Annotated in this window: 13 protein-coding genes; 6 read left to right on the forward strand and 7 right to left on the reverse strand. The window is 52.1% G+C overall.

Features of this window, described 5'->3' with window-relative positions; all coding sequences use genetic code 11:
• Positions 1-3: 3 nt before the first annotated feature.
• Both bcsZ and AC6I7T_RS22645 read left to right on the forward strand, forming a co-directional pair.
• The gene (bcsZ, locus tag AC6I7T_RS22640) at positions 4-1161 is read left to right on the forward strand and encodes a cellulose synthase complex periplasmic endoglucanase BcsZ (protein WP_497789998.1); all 1158 of its coding nucleotides are present in this window, start codon (positions 4-6) and stop codon (positions 1159-1161) included.
• On the forward strand, positions 1158-5549 hold the full coding sequence (locus AC6I7T_RS22645; protein ID WP_497790000.1) for a cellulose biosynthesis protein BcsC: 4392 nt from the start codon (positions 1158-1160) through the stop codon (positions 5547-5549). Before bcsZ ends, AC6I7T_RS22645 begins: the two co-directional genes overlap by 4 nt.
• Before the next feature lie 161 nt (positions 5550-5710).
• Here AC6I7T_RS22645 and AC6I7T_RS22650 read toward each other — a convergent pair whose 3' ends face one another.
• The 6 genes from AC6I7T_RS22650 to AC6I7T_RS22675 all read right to left on the reverse strand — a co-directional run bounded on the left by AC6I7T_RS22650 (position 5711) and on the right by AC6I7T_RS22675 (position 14499).
• A complete protein-coding gene (locus tag AC6I7T_RS22650; protein ID WP_497790001.1) occupies positions 5711-6832 on the reverse strand; it encodes a universal stress protein in 1122 nt (373 codons plus the stop codon).
• 6 nt (positions 6833-6838) lie between these two features.
• Positions 6839-8320, reverse strand: a complete 1482-nt coding sequence (locus AC6I7T_RS22655; RefSeq protein WP_497790002.1) for a HAMP domain-containing sensor histidine kinase — start codon at positions 8318-8320, stop codon at positions 6839-6841.
• Between the two features lie 430 nt (positions 8321-8750).
• The gene (locus AC6I7T_RS22660) at positions 8751-10259 is read right to left on the reverse strand and encodes a hypothetical protein (protein WP_497790003.1); all 1509 of its coding nucleotides are present in this window, start codon (positions 10257-10259) and stop codon (positions 8751-8753) included.
• A 33-nt stretch (positions 10260-10292) separates the two neighbouring features.
• A complete protein-coding gene (locus AC6I7T_RS22665; RefSeq protein ID WP_497790005.1) occupies positions 10293-11279 on the reverse strand; it encodes a UbiA family prenyltransferase in 987 nt (328 codons plus the stop codon).
• A 287-nt stretch (positions 11280-11566) separates the two neighbouring features.
• Entirely contained in the window at positions 11567-13297 is a 1731-nt protein-coding gene (locus tag AC6I7T_RS22670; RefSeq protein ID WP_497790007.1) for a chloride channel protein, read from the reverse strand.
• On the reverse strand, positions 13294-14499 hold the full coding sequence (locus AC6I7T_RS22675; RefSeq protein WP_497790008.1) for a tetratricopeptide repeat protein: 1206 nt from the start codon (positions 14497-14499) through the stop codon (positions 13294-13296). The genes AC6I7T_RS22670 and AC6I7T_RS22675 overlap by 4 nt, the downstream gene beginning before the upstream one ends.
• A gap of 282 nt (positions 14500-14781) precedes the next feature.
• Here AC6I7T_RS22675 and larE point away from each other — a divergent pair, with 282 nt between their 5' ends.
• The 4 genes from larE (at position 14782) to ku (ending at position 18909) form a co-directional block, all read left to right on the forward strand.
• Entirely contained in the window at positions 14782-15624 is an 843-nt protein-coding gene (larE, locus tag AC6I7T_RS22680; RefSeq protein ID WP_497790009.1) for an ATP-dependent sacrificial sulfur transferase LarE, read from the forward strand.
• A gap of 22 nt (positions 15625-15646) precedes the next feature.
• Positions 15647-16945: a nickel pincer cofactor biosynthesis protein LarC gene (larC, locus tag AC6I7T_RS22685; protein ID WP_497790010.1), complete on the forward strand. Its 1299-nt coding sequence runs from the start codon at positions 15647-15649 to the stop codon at positions 16943-16945.
• Positions 16942-17751, forward strand: coding sequence for a nickel pincer cofactor biosynthesis protein LarB (larB, locus tag AC6I7T_RS22690; protein WP_497790011.1), 810 nt, complete (start codon positions 16942-16944; stop codon positions 17749-17751). Before larC ends, larB begins: the two co-directional genes overlap by 4 nt.
• Before the next feature lie 297 nt (positions 17752-18048).
• Positions 18049-18909, forward strand: coding sequence for a non-homologous end joining protein Ku (gene ku, locus AC6I7T_RS22695; RefSeq protein WP_497790012.1), 861 nt, complete (start codon positions 18049-18051; stop codon positions 18907-18909).
• Between the two features lie 23 nt (positions 18910-18932).
• Here ku and AC6I7T_RS22700 read toward each other — a convergent pair whose 3' ends face one another.
• A complete protein-coding gene (locus AC6I7T_RS22700) occupies positions 18933-19997 on the reverse strand; it encodes a hypothetical protein (RefSeq protein WP_497790014.1) in 1065 nt (354 codons plus the stop codon).
• Positions 19998-20110 lie beyond the last annotated feature (113 nt).

Genomic DNA, 20110 nt, shown 5'->3' on the forward strand with positions numbered 1-20110 from the left:
AAGATGCGGGCGTCTGTGTTCCATATTGTTTTGGCCTTATCTCTCGGCTCGGCTTTACTGTCGGGGACGGCCATGGCCTATGGTCAATCGTGGCATTATTGGGAGGCATATCGTAAGGCCTTCATTGACAATCAGGGACGGGTGATCGATCCGCAAGGCTCAAATCGCACTACGTCCGAAGGGCAGGCTTACGCACTGTTTTTTGCCTTGGTTGCGAATGATCGCTCCTCGTTCGATCTGCTTCTCCACTGGACACAAGATAACCTTGCAGCAGGAGATCTGAAGGCACGTTTACCCGGATGGGAGTGGGGTAGAGCGAAGGATGGCCAATGGCGCCTGCTCGACCGGAATCCTGCATCGGATGCTGACTTATGGATAACTTACTCGCTGCTTGAGGCCGGCAGGTTATGGTCGAAACCGTACTATTCGGAATTAGGTCATAGCATGGCCGCACGAATCGCGGCGGAAGAGGTGACAGAGCTGCCCGGTTTTGGAACGATGCTTCTTCCTGCCCCGGTAGGCTTTCATCCGGATAATCAGACTTGGTGCTTGAATCCCAGCTATCTGACACTTCCGTTGCTTGTTCGTTTGGCTCATTTGGATTCCAAGGGCCCATGGAGCGGGATAGCTTCTGCCGTACCCAGGTTATTGCAGCAGAGCGCGCGCAAAGGCTTTGCCATGGATTGGGTAAGTTACAGCCCAAAGACCGGATTTACGCCGGCAGGACTGCCCGGACAAACAAATGCTTCCCAGGAGGGAAGCTATGACGCAATTCGTGTTTATCTCTGGGCTGGAATGGCAGATCGGAATATGCCTGGACACGTGGCCACCTTGCAGGCGGTCTCAGGAATGGCCAATTATCTGAGAGGCAATTCCACTCCTCCAGAGCGTGTGAGTGCGCAAGGTGTTCCCTTGTCCACTCCTGGGTCGCCAGGATTCTCCGCAGCTTTGATGCCGTATCTGGATGCGTTTGGTGCAAAGAAAGAGTTAGCTCAGCAGAAGAGCCGAGTTGCTATACAGCGAGATCCGAAAACAGGACTTTTAGGAACGCAGCGCAATTACTTCGATCAAAATCTTGCGTTATTTAGCTTGGGCTGGATGGACCAGCACTTCCGCTTCGGAAGGAATGGTGAGTTGAAGGTGTCATGGAAAAAAGAATGAGCTTGGATTTAGGTATGAGACCACGGTATCGGAAGATCTCAGCATTTGCATTGGGACTGTCAATGCTATTGGCAGTAGCTCCTTTGCATGCGCAGTCGGATGCACAAAAGACTCTGATTGAGAAGGCTCGTTCTTTGCAGTCTCGCGGTCGCGATGACATGGCAGCACAAGTCTATCGGCAGATCCTCATGTCCGATCCAAAGAACATCGAGGCTATTAGCGGTCTGGCGCGGTATTACAAGCTTGCAGGAAAAGAGGCGGAGGCAGGCCGGTATCTCGAACAGCTACGAGTTCTGAATCCGAATGATCCGAACATCGGTAAGATCCAGATTCTTCCCAGCAACGCGAATCGAGATACTCGTCTTGCCGAGGCGGGACGCCTCGCACAAGCGGGCAAGCCTGAGGCTGCGATGACCATTTATCGAGCACTCTATGGCAACAATCCTCCCGACGGAAATCTGGCGCTTGCCTATTATGAGACGGAGTTTGCTACTCAAAGTGGACGTGCTCACGCAATTGAAGGATTGCGTGGATTGGTCCATCGCTATCCCAATGAGCCTCAGTATTCCGTAACCCTCGGGCGGCTGCTCACCTATGAGCCCAAGAGCAGGATGGAAGGAATAAGAATCCTTCGCCAGAATGAAAAACTTGGTGCCGCGCAGGCGGCATTGCGTCAGGCTCTTCTTTGGGAGGCACAGAATCCGGAAGCATTGTCTGCTATCAGGGAGTATCTGAAACAACATCCCGATCCTGAGCTGGAAGCAAAGTTTCAGGCGGAGGAGTCGCACGTTGCGCAGCAGCTACAAGGATCGCTTGCGATTTCTCTCGAAGAGAGGGCTGCTTACAAGGCTCTAGATCAAGCGCAACTGGATGAGGCCCGCCAGCGCTTTCAAGCGATTCTGCAGCGTCAGCCCGAAAATCCCAGGGCAATTGCCGGTTTAGGTTTCCTTGCTATGAAAGAAGGAAACTACTCGGAGGCGATCAGTGCTTTTGAAAGAGCAGAGAAGGGCGGCCTTCATGTTCGTGCAATAGAAAATGCGTTGACTCAATCCCGCTTCTGGCTTGCTATGCGTGAAGGGGCAAAGACCTACGATCTCGGCCAGACGGAACTGTCTGTCGAGAGATATCGCGCAGCGCTGAAGATTATTCCCGATAGTCCGGAAGCTCTGGAGGGGCTGGCCGGAATCTATTCTGCAAACCAGCAGTATTCGCAGGCGATCAGTATCTATCAACAGTGTATTAAGGCTCAGCCCAAAGCGAGTGGTGCCTGGGGCGGTCTGTTTATTGCACAGGCGTTGAATGGGAATCTTGTAGAAGCGATGGCAACTCAGGAGCGTTTGTCTCAGACGGTCCGAGCCGAATTGGAGAAAGATCCTCACTATCTCGGTGTCCTGAGTTCTGTCTATAGCAAGTTGGGCCGCGAAGCAGATGCAAAGAAGATTCTCGATCAGGCTCTGATGCTTCCCCTCCCAGTGAATGGAAATAAGGTAAATGCTCAGTTGCAGCGCGCATCTCTCCTTGTGCAAGGCAGACGCTACGAAGAGGCAGTGCAGCTGTACCGCCAGATTACGGCGGAAAATTCGCAGAACAAGAATGCCTGGCAGGGCTTAGTCGATACCTTGCATCAAGCAAAACAAGATGCGGAAGCGATTGCCACCCTAGAGAAGATGTCCCAGGAGATGCGGGAGACTCTTCTCCAAGATCCCGGTTTTCTTGCTGTCCTTGCTGCCAGCTACCAACAACAGAATCGGCTTGAGATCGCACGCGGTTTTCTGGAACGGGCTGTGCGCATGCAAAAGACCACAGGCCTGCAGCCATCGATTCCTCTTCAGTTGCAGCTTGCATCGATTGAGCTCATGACCGGTAGCGCGGATGATGCTTTTGCGATCTACCGCAAGATCCTCTCGGATAATCCGGAACGGGCGGATGCCTGGAAAGGCCTTCTGGCATCACTACACCAGGCGGGCCGGGATCAGGAAGCACTCCTTCAAATCGATCAGATTCCAGTCACTGTTCGTAGCTCTTTGGAATTGGATGTTGAATACCAGCAGGCAATTGCCGGTATCTATGCTTCAACCGGGAGACTAAGACAGGCTTTGTCGGCGATGTCCCAGGTTCAGGCTCATTATGCCATTCAGCATATTGCACCACCGACGGATGTCGATATTCAGAATGCCTGGCTTCTCTATAACCTAAAGGACGATCGCGATCTCTATCCCGTACTCATGCGTTTGGGATCGCGTCGCGACCTCAGTTCGGAACAGAGGGATCAAGTACAAAGGATTTGGGGCAACTGGAGCGTACGTCGTGCCAATCAGGCTATCGATGCAGGAGATTCCGGGCGCGCTCTTACGCTTCTGGATGCTGCAGCACAGGCACTGGCTGGGAATCCTACAGTCAGCAGAGTCCTTGCAGGAGGTTACGCGCACGCAGGGAAACCGGCTCTGGCTCTCAGAATCTATGAGGGACTGGATTGGGCAAATGCCGATTCGGCGGATTATCAGGGAGCTATTGGCGCAGCCTTAGCCGTGAACAATCGCAAGCTGGCGCAGGCGTGGCTATTACCCGCCCTGCAGCGATTTGCTCATGATTCCCAGATCCTTGCGTTAGCCGCTCGTTACGAGCAGAGCTATGGAAGCTCACAACGGGCTGCTGCTTACTGGCGTGCCTCCCTGGAGGCCACTCCTCGTTCTCTGGCTGCGGACCGCTTAGCTCAAGAGATGGCTGCGCCCGCTCCTCAAAAGCATCTTCCAAATCCACAGGATCTTGCGTCTTTGCTCGATCCTCAGGGAGCGTCGGAGGTGCGTCAACAGCCTTTACCCGGATTTAGTCCGGCTGTATTGCCTGCAGACTCAAACAGTGCAGCCCTCGTTCCTGTTCGTGTCGGAGAACAAGTGCCGGTAGACAATTCCGCATCCGCGACGCCGATTCAGGCCCAGGCTCCGGCTACATCTGCTTTGTCGGCGTACCGAGTACAACCGCCTGCCAATCTTGAAACTGCTTCTGCGGCTCTGGCTTCTCCATTAGCTCCGGCTTCGGGGCAGATACGGTCATTTGAGAAGGAACTGCCTGCACTCAATACTGCAGCTTATGTGCCTGAGGCAGTGGCTACTTCGGCTCCTGTTTTTGCCGAGGCAGTGATTCCCGCTCCGACTACCTCCAAGATTCCAGCGAATGACCCTCGGCAAGAAGCAGAGGATCAGCTGGCAGCAATTGAAGGCAGTCATAGTGGTTGGTTTGGTGGTACAGGTGTCAGCAGTCATCGCAGCGGCGATGCAGGCTATGACCGCCTTACATCTCTGGAAGCGCCGTTTGAAGCCTCAGCTACCGTGGGAGATTCTGCACGGCTCACAGTCGTGGCAAAACCTGTCTTTCTCGATTCCGGTCAGGCTGATGGCACCAGTAAGCTTCGTACGACCAACGGCATAATTTCTCAGCCCTTGGGAACGCAGCTGCCGACGGAAACGAATCCTCCTGCGCAGCAGAATGCAGCAGGAATAGGTGGCGAACTTCAACTTGCCACCCAATCAGTCAGTGCTGCCATTGGATATACGCCGGAGAATTTCCTCGTTGCTAATGTCCTGGGACGTTTGCGAATCCATCCGGTCAGCAGTCCGATAAGCTTCAGCTTTTCTCGTGACAGCGTGAAAGATACTCAGCTTTCCTACGCGGGATTGCGCGACCCCGGTTCGATTTCTACCTCCTATGCAGGAAACATCTGGGGTGGAGTTGTTGCCAATAGTGGAGATGTTCAGTTCGCAAAGAGCGATACAGGCTCCGGTTATTACGTCGGAGTTGGTGGTCAGTACCTAACAGGACGCCATGTCCAGACAAATAGCCGTATCCACGGCAATGCCGGTGCTTATTGGCATTTGTATACCCTGCCTGAATATGGCTCCCTGACCATCGGAGGAAACTTCTTCGGTATGGGCTATGCTCATAATCTCCGCGGACTAACTTACGGTATGGGTGGATACTTTAGTCCCCAGTCCTATTTCTTGGCTAACCTCCCGGTTACTTGGAATGGCCATTACAAACGGAACCTCACTTACAACATCGTAGGCAGCTTTGGCCTGCAGGCATTTCAAGAGGATAAGGCTCCACTATTCCCGCTGGATAAGAACATCGAGCAATATGCCTTCAGCTATGCGGCACTCCCAGCGCATACAAGCGTTGGCGGTAATTATGATTTCCGTGCTGAGCTGGCTCGTAACCTAAACGATCACTGGTTTGTTGGGGGCTTTGCCAGCTTCAATAACTCAAGAGATTACAACACTCAGAATGGTGGATTCTTTGTTCGCTATCTCTTCCGTCCGCAAGCTCCGGTGACGGTCGGGCCAACTGGAATCTTTCCCCATGAGGGTCTGCGTCCTTTGCTTGTTCCCTAAAGCAAGCAAAGGCTATGGCCATTGGAGAATAGCCATATAGATATCAGTCATTGGTTTTCTTGAAATGTAAAACCTGCCTGATGGCAAATAAGAAATCAGCCCAGAATTGGACAACATTGTTGGCCTACTCTGGGCTGATTCTTTTTGCTTCTTTGTTTGTCTTATTTAATTCGTTCTTTACTAAGTGGCACAACCTGGACGGTAACATCCCGGACTTCTGAGAGGAAGCGATTGATTACCGAGCCGCGCAATAAGATATCGAGCCGTGATCTTACGGATTGTCCGAAAATTACGTGAGATATGTTTTCCTGTTGCGCAAAACGAATGAGCGCATCGGAAACATTCTTTTCATTCAGGGTAATGACCTTTGCTCCGAGGTCGCGCGCAAGTCTCTGGTATTCCAAGAGGCGTTGATATCCAGCCGGATCTTCCTGTTCTTTGTTTCGATCAGGCAGCGAAACATAAACTGCATACCAATTCGTGGCCAGGCGCCCTGCAATACGAGCCCCTATTCTCAGAATTCGGTCGGTGCCGGGGCGAGTAGAGAGACAGACCATGACCTTTTCAGGGATAGGAGCTTGTTCAAGTCCCTGGTTGCGGCGGTATTCTGCCGCCCGTGAGCTGACCTGTTCGGCGGTCGTGCGCAGGGCCAACTCGCGCAACATGCTCAGGTTTCCTTTGCGGAAGAAGTTGGCAAGAGATTGCTCAATCTTCTCCGGCCCATAAATCTTGCCCTGCCGTAATCTGGTTCGCAGTTCATCGATGGTTACGTCGACATTGACGACCTCATCGGCGCGACGGAAGAAACTGTCGGGGATGGTTTCGCGAATAGCAGAATTCGAGGAACGGGCGACGGCATCATTCAGCGTTTCCAGATGCTGTATGTTGACGGCGGCCAAGACATTGATACCGGCGTCCAATATCTCAAGCACGTCTTCGTAGCGCTTGCGATTGCGCGAGCCGGGGACATTCGAATGTGCGAGTTCGTCGACAATGCAGGTGTGCGGATGGCGCTCCAGAATGGCATCGACATCCATTTCCTGAAGTACTACCGAGCGATAGGAAACCTGCTTTAGCGGGATTTGTTCCAAATCCCCAATCTGAGCGGCCGTTTCTTTTCGCCCATGCGGCTCTACCAGACCGATGACGATATCTACTCCCTGCTTCTTTAGCAAGTGAGCATCTTGAAGCATGTGGTAGGTCTTGCCTACGCCAGGAGCTGCTCCAAGATAGATGCGTAGCTTGGCCGGTTCTTCTTTATGTTCGAGCTTGATTTCTGTCATTCCTGGTTAGCCAATCTCAACGGGGTGACGGTTTTCCGCAACAACTGCTACAGGAAAAGCAAAACGAAATGTGGTGCCATGTCCTAAGCGGCTTTCAACCGAGATCTGTCCGCCGAGAGATTCCACAAGACGGCGAACCAGAGCCAGCCCCAGTCCTGTTCCTGCATCATGTCCACTGCTAAAGCGGCCAAAGATGCCAGGCAGTTTTTCGGATTCAATGCCCCTGCCGGTATCACGTACGGCGAATTGAATTTTGTCTTTTACTTCGTCAGCTTCCAACTGAATCGCGCCTTCTTCCGGGGTGTAGCGAAGAGCATTGCTGAGCAGGTTATCGAAGATGCTGCGCAAGGCTCTGCGGTCAGCCATGATCGGAGAGAGATCGGCGAAAGCACGAACATTCATATCAATCCGGTGGAGTTTAGCCTCATCCGAATGCCGGGCCATGGCATCTTGCAGTACGTCATAAGGACGAATGCGTTCTACCTTCAGCTGACGGTTTCCGGTTTCGAGCTCGGAAACCTCAATCAGATCTGCCATCAGGTCATTCAGGAGCTCGGCTTCCTGCTCAGCTCCTGCGACCAATTCTCCTTGTAGAGGACGAAGATCTCCACTGAAACCACGGCTCAGGGAATACAGCGCAAGTCTCAACTTTTGCAATGGATCGCGCAGCTTTCGAGATGCAATTTCAAGGAAGCGGGTTTTGAAGCGGTCGATATCCTGTAGCTCGGTTACATCTTCCAAGGTGGTTACCGCACCAAGGAGCTTGCCTTCCGCATCGCGCATCGGCGTGGTGCGAAGGCGATAGCTGCGGTCGAGATTTCCGATGCGCATAGGAAGCATTGCTGCATCGCCCTCATTTGCTACCGGCCGTTGCATGGAGATGGCATTGCGAATGGCGTTGAGGATTTTTTCTCCTCCCGGAGTATTAGCCAATGCCATACGATCCGTTGCTGCATCGCCCAGAATCTCCCCTGCAGCCTGATTGACTCGAAGAACGTGTCCCTTGCTATCCGTCACGATAACCGGTTCGAAGATTGACTGCAGAACGGCTGAGCTGAGCTGGTATTCCATTTGTCGTCTGCCCGCTTCGGTCTCACGCAGCTCTCTCAGGCGGACTGACATGCGATTTAGCTCTGTGGCGATAACTCCGAGATCGTCTCGTGACCGCCATTCTGCGCGTTGTTGCAGGTCTCCCTGTCCCATTCTCCGTGCACTCTGCGCCGTTTTGCGCAAGGGGCGAGCGATGGAAATCAAGGTAAAAATGGCTCCCATTGTTCCAGCGATCATTGCAAGAACAATTGCTTCGTTACTCCGGCGTTCCAAATCCATCCGCTCAATCAGGTTTCCTGCGGTAGAGGAATGGATAGTTGGCGACGTAGATGGTGCCGCAATGCGGTAAACGTTGCCACGGAGATACAAACCCAGCCCCAGCAGAATTGCGAGGAGGAAGAGGAGGCCAAGCGATAATCTCTGATTCAGACTTAACATGGCGTTTTTTTAATGACTCGTGTAGCTGTTCTCTGCCCGATAAACCGTACTTCGATAAGGTATACAGTGCCCTGCAGCGGCTGGCTGCTACTCCTCGGATCTTTTGGGCAAGAGCAGAATCTAATGCTTCACCTAAACTAGGGTTTCAGTTCCAATTTTAGACCGTTTTCACAAATACTGTTTACGGACGAGCGAAAGCCCAGAGCGGCTTTTCTAAACGGAAAAGCCACTGCGAAATTCTTTCCAACGGGTAACACTGTTTGGGAAAACGGGGTAGTGCAAATCCTCAATTGCCGACGTTGCCGAGGGGTAGGCGGGTTCTTGGGAGCATGGAAAAGGGCGCTCATTTGAGTTTGGCGCCCTGAGGATTCTGCCGGAGATATTTCCTGGATTTAGTAAAGTTTTCAGTTTGTGCCGTAACTTCTTGTTTTCATTGCGGAATTCTGCAAACGGCGATGCCCTTGCTGTTATAGGGGCAGTCGAGTCCTGGTGGAATACGATTCTGAAGTACTACCCATTGAATGGGATACCGCTTGGCAAGACGTCTGAAATCGTCCGCAGTAAAGTTGTTCCAGCCCTGCATGGAAATCTGCTGTTTCTTCCAATCGGTTGCCACCGCAGGAAAGAGTGAAGCTACGCCGCTGTCTTTGTAGTAGTCTGCCAGGCGGCTGCGTTCGGCCACGGCCCGGAAGCCATGCTGATCTTCTCCAGGGAGGTACATATATATCGGGTCCAGGGCAAAACCCGCATTGAGCGGTGTATTTGTCCTGATCCAAAGGAAGGCCGCAATCCAGGGATTGCTGTCTTTCCCTCCGGGAATCTCGACATGCCGGCTTGCCGGATACATCGTCCTTTGCAGATAGAACATCCCTGCTGCCAGAGGCAGAAACAGAACTATCCAGCGCCAGGTTTGCCGTTGCAGGATATATTCCCCAAGCAGCCCGCCGAGCAGGATGAAGAAAAAGATATAAAGCAGATGAAAACAGCGCATCGGCTGTAGCCGCACGAAGTTTTCAAATAAGGGTGTCGAACTTAGAAGTATCGCAATTACGGTTGCGCAAAGTCCGAAGGGAACCAGTGTCCGGCAAATTCTGCGGAATGCTGGAAGAGTGGCCCTCCATGACTTCCGAGAGAGTCCAAACAGAATTGCAATAGGTACAAATACCCCCAACCACTCATACCAATGCCACTGGGAGACAAAGAAAAAGGTCCTCATATAGAGCGTTTCGCGGTAGTCGCCCTGTGCAGGTTGAAGCATGAATCCCTTAGGCAGTCGGGTTTGAATCCAGCCTGCGGCCGCAAACGTAGTCTCTATTCGTGATACTTTTCCTGGCGAGATTTTGTCAGAGAGAAAAGAAAACAACAGAAACCCGAATCCGTACACTGCCATTTGTGGATGAATCAGAATCGTGATCAACATCCAGAGGGCTGCAGGGACCATTCGTTTCTCTAGAAAATAGCTGATGGCCAGCATGGTTGCCGGTGTAGAGAATGATCTGGCCGTAACGTAAGGGTCCATCAACACCAGCGCGGTTCCCGTTGCCGGTACCGCAGTTACACAGGCGAGAACCACTGTTGCACTGAGGCATGCCGCGCGGCTGCTGAAACAGAGTGAGGCAATTCGCCAACCTGCGAAGAGGAAGAAAAAGATGGTGACGATATGCCAGAGAAAGATATCGAGGTCTACCGAAATATGAAGAATTCGTGCAGTGACGGCCAACAGTGGTGCAAACAGAGAGAGCTTTGCGTGGGTTAGAAAATAAATCTCGCCGAAGGGATAGAGTTGAGGATTTACGGCTCGTTTGACAGCGGCGATATAAATTTCGGAATCGTCGACGCCAAGATGATACCCCTCAATGAGAATTGCAATAACGGTTAGAACTGCGAGCCATAGCCAAGGAACTGGAGATGAGAATCTTTTATCGTGTACCAATTTCATCGTTGCAAAAGCAAAAGTAATTCAAGTTTGTCTTTAATGTAAGACGGATTTTGGAAACATTTGTTCTAGCCAAGGCAGATGGACCGAGAGCAGGAAAAGCAGCAGCAGAACGCATCCTCCGACAAGGAGCATCAGTCGTGGTTCTCTAAAGAGCTTTTCCGGGTTCTGAACGGCACTTTCATGTTCAAAAGCCAGATCGAAATAGACAGCCATCAGCAAGGCGATCATCGGAAAAGCAAGAATCAACTCCAGACGATAGCGCATTACAAAAGCCCCAAAGAAGAGCATGGATGCTGCGGCATAAAACAGGACGGAATTCAGGAGAGACTTTTCGTTATAGAAAAGAAAAGAGCGCCGGTAGGCGCCGGCAATCTTTGCTCCATTTTGCCGGTATTCGCTGAAGCGCTTGAGTGCCATGAAAAAGGCACCCAACATCCAGTACGAAATAAGCAGCGAGACTGGCGGTACGGCAACAGCGGTTACCATATACCATCCGGCACAAAATCGGAGAGGGTTATTGATCGATTCTGAGAGGACATCGAGATATGGAATGTCCTTCGAGCGTACCGGCGGGATGTTGTAGATACAGCCCATGCACCAAAGAGCCAGGCCGCTCAAAAAGAGTCCTTGTGAGACTGTATGCGCCAACCATATTCCTGCGACTCCCAACGTTAGCCACTGTGCATATCCGGCAGGGAAGTTCACCAATCCACAAGCCGCTGGCCGCCATTGCTTGGTTGGATGCAGCCGGTCAAATGGAGCATCGAGCATCTCATTTAGAACATAATTGCTGCTGGCGATTGCGGTGATGGCAATCATTCCAAGCAGGATATGCCACGTAAGGTGATGCGGTGCCGTCGCAGTACAAAGGCTCAGAGCAACTACAATTCCGGGCAGGATAAAGATCTGCTTGATGGAGTGATCGAGCCGTAGGATTTGTCCATGGGCTCTCAGTCGCATGTCGAAACGGACTGTTTCGAACGTAGAACTAGAGTGTTGTGAACTTTCTGCAACTGTCATAGATGATCTTGCTGACTTCTCTTTTCATGTCCCATAGAAGGATGTACACCGCTTTAACGCGATTGCTCTTAAGCGTTCATCCTTAACCTGAGAAGCCAATTGTGCCTCTTTATTGTTTATTCAAGGTGAATTGCAAGTACCCGGCTATAGCTCATCGCAACTGCCTGGCGTTTTCCTCTGGGGGAGAGACACAATGAAATACAGGCATTGTATTCGATCACAATTGTCGCCGAAGACAGATGATCTTCCTGCAAGACTACTCTGCTATACGAAAAAATGTCGAGAAATTAGTCACTTTCTTCATAGCGAGCCAAAACGGTAACCAATCGGATAATGCCGTTGAGAGCATCTCGATTGGCACGATTGCGAACGATAAGTACGGACCAACGGTGGAAGTGCGGTAAGGTACGATCCAATTGATGGTCGGGGAAGAGAACTGGAAGCCGATCTTTTGGCAGAATGAGTTCGATTCTGGTCTCCTCTGAATATTGTGTCTCGAATTTAGTTATTTCTTCTGTCGTTATTGCGTAATAAGATCGGTCGCTCAGGTTCAAAATCGCTTCCTCAGATTTTGATCTCTTTAATTCGGCAGCGATTTGACTCAGAGTCAATGATCCAGACACGAGTGGGACATCGATTGGACAAAGAGCATCTTCAATACGTAAGGTCAGCTCTTCCCGTTGTTCTTCCATCGAAGGCAAGTCGAGGCCGTCCTCCTGTGTAAAGAGCTCGAAGATAGATTTCGGCTGTAACCATCGAGAGAGCAAATACGCCAAGGTATTTGCCAGAATGACTGGAAGCACGATCGAGTAATTTCCGCTGACCTCCAGAACCATAAAAACCGAGGTTAGCGGTGCTCGCAAAAAACCGGCAAAGAGGACTCCCATTCCAACCAGAGCATAAGAACCAACAGAGGCGGAAAGGTGAGGGAAAACGAGTTTCTCAAATGTCCCGACCGAGGCTCCAAGCATCGCCCCGATGAAGAGTGTAGGAGCAAACATTCCTCCTGGAGTTCCGCTTGAGAAGGAAAGGGTAGTTGCCAGAATCTTCAGGAGGCCGAGGGCCAAGAGGAATTTCCAGGTGAATTGGTTATGCATCGCCTGGTCGATAACCTCATATCCGGGTCCCATGACCTGGGGGCATCCTAAAAATCCGATGAGGCCTACCAATAGTCCCGCTATTGCGGGCTGAATCGAATGTGTCCAGGATTTAAGCCGTCGAAGCCGTGGCCTCAAGGCAGCCAATGACCGGGAGAAGACCAGGGAGGCGATACCTCCGATAATGCCCATGATTGCGTAAGCAATCAGCTCCCGAGGATCCCGTAGTTCAACTGCCGGGATGCGAAACATTGGCTGCGGTCCCCAGAACCATCGCGCCACAACGACACTCGATATTGCCGAGAGAACGATGGAGCCGAGCATCGCCGCATTCCATCTGCCAACTACCTCTTCGATTACGAAAAGAATAGCGGAGATAGGTGCGTTGAAAGCGGCAGCCAGTCCAGCAGCTGCGCCTACAGGAGCAAATAGCCTCAGTCGGTCTCGGGAAAGATTCATCTTCCGGCTGATGTAGGAAGCTACCCCGGCTCCGATCTGAAGAGATGGATCTTCTGGCCCCAGCGAGTGGCCACTGCCGATTGCGATAGCCGAAGTCAGGAATTTTCCGATGGTGGTACGAAAGGAGATAAATCCGTCGTAGATATAGAGGGCAGCTTTGGTCTGGTTGACCCCGCTTCCTCGAATGCCGGGGAAGACGTATTTGATCAGCAATGAGACAAACAAGCCTGCTAAGGAGGGCCAGAGCAACAACCGGAATTGGCCGCGATGGGGGGCTGACCCCAGGGTGGCCATTTTGATGGATTCAATACCGATTCGGAAGCAAACAACCAGAAGCCCGGAGATGACTCCCATGAAGATGGGCAGAATTAGGAATAACCGTGCATCTCGCTGAGGAGATGTGACTTTTGCGGGGGGCTCCGGCTGCGGAGCCAGGCTTGTTTGCTCCAAGATCTTTGTCACTGGACCTCCACGGCTTGAGGGGTCGCGGCTATCTTTGCCAGCAAACGATCGTCGCCCACCGGTTCTCCGCAGCTCTTTTCTGTTTCCAATTCAATTTGATAGGAGAGTCCAAGAAGCTTCTCGCCAAGCTCTCCATTTTCGGCAATCCGCGCGGATGTGCGTTTTGCTGGAAGAGAAGCCCACTGTTTGGACAAGGTGTTCAGCGGGTCTGGAATTGGTTGATTCTTGCTATACAAGGTTGCCATGCAAGAGGCGAGCCGATCTGCAGAAATCTCTTCGATCACTGCGATTCGCCGTGCCCGTTGTTGCGGCGACAGATTCCACGAGGGATACATCGTGAGGATATGAATAGAGTCTCTTAGCTCGTTGCGTATTTCTTCTCGTGTTTCCTCCGGTTTATGGGAGAAATCCGGATGATTCAGCGTACGTTCCAGGTAATTGCGGGCCAATAGATAATAGCCTCTGCGGTAAGCCGTGCGCCCGGCACCTTCTAAAGCTGCAAAATGCGCCGGATTATGTTGCAATACCTTTCGGTACAGAGCTAATGCGTTTCCGTAATCTCCTGCCTGCTCCATTAATCCTGCAATTCTGAGCCGCAATGCCACGTCTTCCATTGCGTTACCAGACGCGATGAGCAATTCGCCACGAGCCTGGTCGAGATGCTTTTGCCGAAGCAGGTACTCCACAAGCTCCAATCGGACGTCGATCCGGCGGCGGGAGCCGTCTCCATTCCAGGTTCCATCCAAAGCGGCGTGATAATCGGTCCACGCTTCGGTAAAGTCTCCTCGTTTGGCTGCCAAACGCGCCAAAGCCAGATTGATTGGGCCATTTCCTGGCTCATGTTCCCATAGCGTGCGGTAGTAGGCTGTCGCCTCCGAAGCTTCGCCCGCATTCGCCAGAGCTTCCGCCAGCAAGAGCTGAATTCGGTTTTCATCGGCAGCATAGGGCAGGGCTGCACGAAAAGCGTTTACCGCTTCAGCTGGCCGGTGTGATTGCAATGCCTGTATTCCGCGGGTTGTCCAGTTATCCGCAACAGCGCTTTGGTGGTGACTATAGAGTCCAAAGAGAAGGTGGGTGACAAGGAAGAGAAGGGCAGTCACTACCAGCAAACTGAGTAAGGCAACAGTGTCTTTCAGCAGGAAAAAACGCGTTCGAGGGCTTACCGGTGCGGACAGTGGATGAACCTCCCCTAAAATCAGCATACTTCAACCTTGTCATCCGGTATCCGCAGGCTTCAAACTCTTAGAGGTGGATAGATGCGGCTGTGGGTGCTCAGCTGCTTTGATATTTCTCCAGAGTAGCTGTTCCATAACAGATTGCTCTGCAATGAGAAGGATAAGGAAGAGAAGTTTCTCTTGAATAGAGAAAGTTGCTCGGTCCGTCAAAGCTTCTGAGATATCGGAAAATGCTCCACCGACTTCGATAGCACTATGGGGTAGTTGCTGGAGGATTCTGCATCTGAAAAGTCGAGTGGAGGAATTCGGATGGAAGATCTGGAGCGGAAACAGCATCTCCTCATATCTCTTCTCCAGGACCTGGGGAAGGTATTAGTCGCTTATTCCGGAGGGGCGGATTCTGCATTCCTCGCCTGGCAGGCACACCAAGTCCTGGGCAAAGACGCTCTGGCCATCATTGCCGATTCACCTAGCCTGCCTCGAAGCCATTTTCGCGATGCCTTAGCCTTCGCCGAACAGTGGGGCTTTGTTGTTCGTGCGGTTCGTACAAACGAGATGGAACAAGAAGCCTATGCCATAAATGATGCAAATCGGTGTTTTCACTGTAAAGACGAGCTCTTTCGGGCTCTGTCTGCCGAGGGCGTACGCCTCGGTATCCCGACGATCATCTATGGCCTAAATGCAGATGACACGCGGGATTATCGCCCCGGTCAAAAAGCTGCTGCCCTGCATGGAGTCCGCGCACCTTTGGCAGAAGCTGGGTTGACGAAAGAAGAGGTCCGCCAGTTATCCAGACAAAACAATTTGAGTATCTGGGATAAACCAGCCGCAGCTTGCCTGGCTTCTCGTGTGGAGTATGGGCGGCGGGTTACGCCTGAGGCCTTGCACATGATTGAGGTTGCGGAAGAGGGGCTCCTGGAATTGGGTTTTCGGCAATTCCGAGTACGCCATCATGGTGCAGTTGCCAGAGTGGAGATCTCTGAAGCCGAGTTACCCCAGGCCTTAACCATGGAGAACTTTCATCGGATTTCAACCGTCGTTAAGAAAGCAGGTTTTAAGTATGCTGCTATCGATTGCGACGGATATCGGTCAGGGTCGATGAACGACCTGCTACCGGCAGAGGTATTAATCTCCTCTCGCGTCGTGTCGTAAAGGAAAGAAAGGGCCCATCTGCATGAAGATCGGATATATCGAGTGCTTTGCCGGAATTAGTGGAGATATGTTTCTGGGGGCACTTGTGGATGCTGGGGTTTCCCTCGATAAGTTACAACGTGCAGTAGCAGCGCTCAAGATTGGAGCCGAGCTGAAGGCTGCTCCGGTTATGCGCAGCGGCATAAAGGCGACGAAGATCTCGGTGCTGGTGAATGGCGAGGATGCAGAGAAGGCTCATTCTCACGAAGAGGATCATCATCACGATCACCCTCACTCTCATCCTCATGAGCATATACACGAGCACAAAGATGAGCACAAGCATTCCCCTGGTCAGGAGCCACACCGGACTCTATCCATTATTCTCGATTTGATTCGCAATGCCTCTCTGGATTCTCGCGCTGAGGCACTGGCGATCAAGGCTTTCTGTCTTCTTGCTGCTGCTGAGGCAAAGATTCACGGCATTGATGAAGAGCAGGTCCATTTTCATGAAGTAGGAGCAGTCGACGCCATCGCCGATATCGTCTGTAATGCAGTTGCTTTGACAGATCTTGGCATGGACGAATGGTACTGTTCTGCAATCAATGTAGGGAGTGGTTCCGTGGAGTGTGCTCATGGGCACTTTCCTGTTCCTGCTCCGGCCACAGCTGAACTATTGAAAGGACTGCCCTCCTACTCCGACGGCCCGAAGATGGAGCTGGTTACACCTACCGGAGCTGCTCTGCTTCGTGCTGCGGGTGTGCGTTATCTCAATCGTCCGTTGCTGTCTGTAGAGCAGATTGGCTATGGAGCGGGAACTCGCGACCCTCATGGCTTTCCCAATGTTGTGCGCATCAGTCTGGGCGAGATGCTTGGTAAGCCAATGGCAACGGAGAGAATCGTAGTTCTTGAATGCACCATAGACGATCAATCTCCGGAGTTGTTGGCTCACGTGCTGCAGCAGAGTTTGGCCCATGGTGCCATGGATGCAATGATGTCTCCGGTCACGATGAAGAAGAGCCGTTTGGGAACCCTGTTGACCGTACTCGTTCCTCCGGAGCGGAAGGAAGGAATGATGCGATTCCTTCTTAAGGAGACCAGCACTCTAGGCATTCGTTTCCGTGAAGAAGAGAGAATTTGTCTCGCCCGCCATTTCGAGCAAGTCGAGACTCCTTATGGCATTGTGCGTGTGAAGATCGGTTCGCTCGATGGTGAGCCATGCAACTTTGCTCCTGAATTTGAGGATTGCCGAGCGCTGGCCGAAAGTAAGGGAGTTCCGTTAAAAGAGGTCATGATAGCTGCGCTAACTGCTGTGCGCAGCAAAGAGGAGATGATCAAAGCATGAATCCTGAAGTGCTGTTAGCCATGTTGAAGAAGGTTCAGGATGGTTTGACAACCCCGGAAGAAGCCATGCGGCAGTTATCGCATCTGCCATTCGAGGATGCGGGGTTTGCCAAGATCGATCATCATCGTGCTTTGCGGATCGGACTTCCTGAGGTGATCTACGCTGCGGGAAAGACTCCTGAACAGGTTGCCGAGATCTTCTTCCGCATGGCGCGAGCCGGTGGCGATGTCTTGGCGACTCGGGCAGACGAAGCTGCCGCAACTGCCGTTCTCACTGTAGTTCCAGAGGCGAACTACAACAAGACTGCCCGTGCGATAGCCCTCAAGCAATCCGATTCTTCTCACCCGAAAGGACGCGTAGCTGTTCTGTGCGCCGGTACAAGTGATCTGCCAGTGGCGGAGGAGGCGGTGATTACGGCGGAGTTGATGGGGGCTAAGGTCGACCGCATGTATGACGTCGGAGTTGCCGGTTTGCATCGTTTGCTGGCTCAGCAGGACGTGCTTCGGTTAGCGGATGCTGTTGTCGTTTGTGCCGGGATGGAAGGAGCCTTGCCGAGTGTCGTAGGCGGTCTGGTAGGTGTACCGGTAATTGCTGTTCCCACCAGCGTGGGGTATGGTGCCGCCTTTCGGGGGTTAGCTGCTCTGTTGGGAATGCTGAACTCCTGCTCTCCAAATGTCTCTGTCGTGAATATCGATAATGGATTTGGAGCTGCTTATATCGCCAGCATGATTGCGCGTCGGGCAAGAGGCTCCGAACAGGCTGTCGAAGAAGATGTATCTGTAACAAAAGCTGAGACTTCCGTTTAGAACAAAAGAGAACTCGCATTCCGATTGCAAAAGCCTATCGTCAAAAGCGATAGGCTTTTTTGCTATTCTGGGCTAACTTTCCACAGACCACTCTTCATCTCACTCTCGAAAGCCATGCCTTTGCCTCTGTTTTCGCTATTTGCGACTGTAGCAGTAAGGCACTTTCTCTCGATCTCGACATAAGTTTCCTCTGGAATAGGTGCTGTGGTTCCCCATGAGAAGGGAACTTTTGCTTTTGATTTGGACTAATTTCTTTACCCCGGACAGAAGAATTACTTTGCAAAGTGGGGAGATCCAATGGCATCCACTGTTTGGAAGGGATACATCTCTTTTGGTCTTGTTTCTGTTCCTCTGCGGCTATACACAGCGGCGCGGGGATCTCATGTCAGCTTCCACATGATCCACTCCACTTGCGGAACCCGCATTCGGCAGCAATTGTTTTGTCCAACCTGTGAGCGGGTGGTCGAGAGGAACGAATTAGCCAAAGGTTATCCCATCGACAAAGACACGAATGTCATCGTGACCAATGAAGAGCTCAAGGCTTTAGAGGCTCCCTCCTCGGAAGCCATGGCGATTCAAGAGTTTGTGCGCTTAGGAGATGTTGATCCTATCTATTACGAGACCTCCTACTACACCGTCGCCGAAGAGCCGGGGCGGCGTGCTTATACCTTGCTCTTCCAGGCCATGATGAAATTGCAGGTTGCCGCAGTTGCGAAGCTCACCTTGCATCAACGGGAGCAGGTGGTCCTGGTGCGTGCCTATCGTAAAGGCCTGATTCTTCACACCTTGTACTATCCGGAAGAGGTTAAGGAAATCGCTGAATACGGCCAGCAGGAAGAGGGGGAAGTTCAATCCCAAGAGCTGCAATTGGCCGAGCAATTTATGCAACAGCTTACCGGGAAGTTCGATCCCGGCAAGTTTAAGGATGAGTACAGCAGGCGCGTAGAGGAGTTGGTGCAATCGAAGGATGTGGGGCTTCCCGGTCCCAAAGAAGACCGGAAACGCGGCAAACTGGCTCCCGTTATCAATCTGATGGACGCCTTGAAGAAGAGCATTGCCGAGCAGGAAAAGGGGCCAATGCCGGAGAAGAAGCAGCCGAAACGAAGCACCGGTACGGAGACGATTCGTCGTCCAGCGAAAAAGAAGGCTGCGGGCTAGAGCCTCTAGTAGACGTCAGAAGCTTAGGTTAGTTTCCGCCTGCTTTGAGCTCCATGCAGCTTCTTGGCTGACTTCTTTCCTACATGCCTGCTATGACTTGCAACACGAAGGGCGGTTACAGCGTGGCCGCGATGATGACGCCTTATGACTGCCGGATGTAGAGTGGCTGCGATTTCCCGCTCTGCTGCGCCTGGAGCCTGGAAGTAATCGGGATTGAACATGGCGATTACTTTTGTAGCCCGGCCGCTGTATTTTCGAGCCCATTGGCTTGTCATCAGCGAGTGCTGTACGTTCTTCCAATGCGCCACATCGTCTGCAGTGGCATCGCCATTCACAATATCCAGAAAGCGCACAAACTGCTCAAGATTAACGCCCATCTGGTAGACCAGCTGGCTCAGTGCCATCTGCTGCGGGCCGCTTAGCTCGTCAAATCTCCGGCAGTAGGCTTTGGCGTTATAAACAGCCTGTATTGCCGAGACGCGGAGAAGCCCGGTCGCTTCCTCACTGTCAATTTGCGAAGTTAACGCATGAGCTCTGATCTTCTTGCGGAAGGTCTTTTTTGACCAGGTACTGCTGTCGATTGCGAATTGATCGAGTATTCGTTGCAGCCGTGCCGGTTCCAGTCCCGCTGCTTTCCAAAGCTGGGCTGACGATGGTTCCAGGAAGGGATGCGGATTGCGAGGATCGCGCTGGAGATGTACGCGCTCCGGCAGATCGAGGCTGAAGCCTGCGCCGATAAGCGGCCTGCTTGTGTTTGGGTCAGGATAGGCGCCAAGCACCCAACCTTCATGCCCTCGCAAGGTACTCATCAGGGTCTGCAGGTTGAACTTGATATCCGAGTCTTTAAAATCAAGCAGTTCGGAGACCTTCCCCATAGGTGCCGCCGAAGTTTGGATCGCAGGCGAGCTTTCTGCGGGAAGGGAAACGGATGGCGCTGAAGACGGAGAAACAACTCTCTGAGGCTGCGCCACAGGATCTTCGCTAGCCGGCGAAACAGCTTGCCCCGCAGCCGAAACCGATATCGCTAATCCAAGTGCCGCAACCGATAAACGCATACCCATCACCTGTACCCTGAATACCGATTTCATCGGCACTATTTCCAAAGATAATGAGTGAAAATCCCTCGTTAAGCAAGGGTCGAAATCACTCAAGTATGTGGAGTGTCACCCATTTCAGACTGCAATTTCCCAAACAGGACTGC

It is taken from the genome of Humiphilus diazotrophicus (assembly GCF_059726315.1).

What these genes read in the sequence shown, in the direction of transcription:
- bcsZ (WP_497789998.1), top strand. Translation starts at nt 4, where the DNA reads ATGCGGGCGTCTGTGTTCCATATTGTTTTGGCCTTATCTCTCGGCTCG.
- AC6I7T_RS22645 (WP_497790000.1), top strand. Translation starts at nt 1,158, where the DNA reads ATGAGCTTGGATTTAGGTATGAGACCACGGTATCGGAAGATCTCAGCA.
- AC6I7T_RS22650 (WP_497790001.1), bottom strand. Translation starts at nt 6,832, where the DNA reads ATGACAGAAATCAAGCTCGAACATAAAGAAGAACCGGCCAAGCTACGC.
- AC6I7T_RS22655 (WP_497790002.1), bottom strand. Translation starts at nt 8,320, where the DNA reads ATGTTAAGTCTGAATCAGAGATTATCGCTTGGCCTCCTCTTCCTCCTC.
- AC6I7T_RS22660 (WP_497790003.1), bottom strand. Translation starts at nt 10,259, where the DNA reads ATGAAATTGGTACACGATAAAAGATTCTCATCTCCAGTTCCTTGGCTA.
- AC6I7T_RS22665 (WP_497790005.1), bottom strand. Translation starts at nt 11,279, where the DNA reads ATGACAGTTGCAGAAAGTTCACAACACTCTAGTTCTACGTTCGAAACA.
- AC6I7T_RS22675 (WP_497790008.1), bottom strand. Translation starts at nt 14,499, where the DNA reads ATGCTGATTTTAGGGGAGGTTCATCCACTGTCCGCACCGGTAAGCCCT.
- larE (WP_497790009.1), top strand. Translation starts at nt 14,782, where the DNA reads ATGGAAGATCTGGAGCGGAAACAGCATCTCCTCATATCTCTTCTCCAG.
- larC (WP_497790010.1), top strand. Translation starts at nt 15,647, where the DNA reads ATGAAGATCGGATATATCGAGTGCTTTGCCGGAATTAGTGGAGATATG.
- larB (WP_497790011.1), top strand. Translation starts at nt 16,942, where the DNA reads ATGAATCCTGAAGTGCTGTTAGCCATGTTGAAGAAGGTTCAGGATGGT.
- ku (WP_497790012.1), top strand. Translation starts at nt 18,049, where the DNA reads ATGGCATCCACTGTTTGGAAGGGATACATCTCTTTTGGTCTTGTTTCT.
- AC6I7T_RS22700 (WP_497790014.1), bottom strand. Translation starts at nt 19,997, where the DNA reads ATGAAATCGGTATTCAGGGTACAGGTGATGGGTATGCGTTTATCGGTT.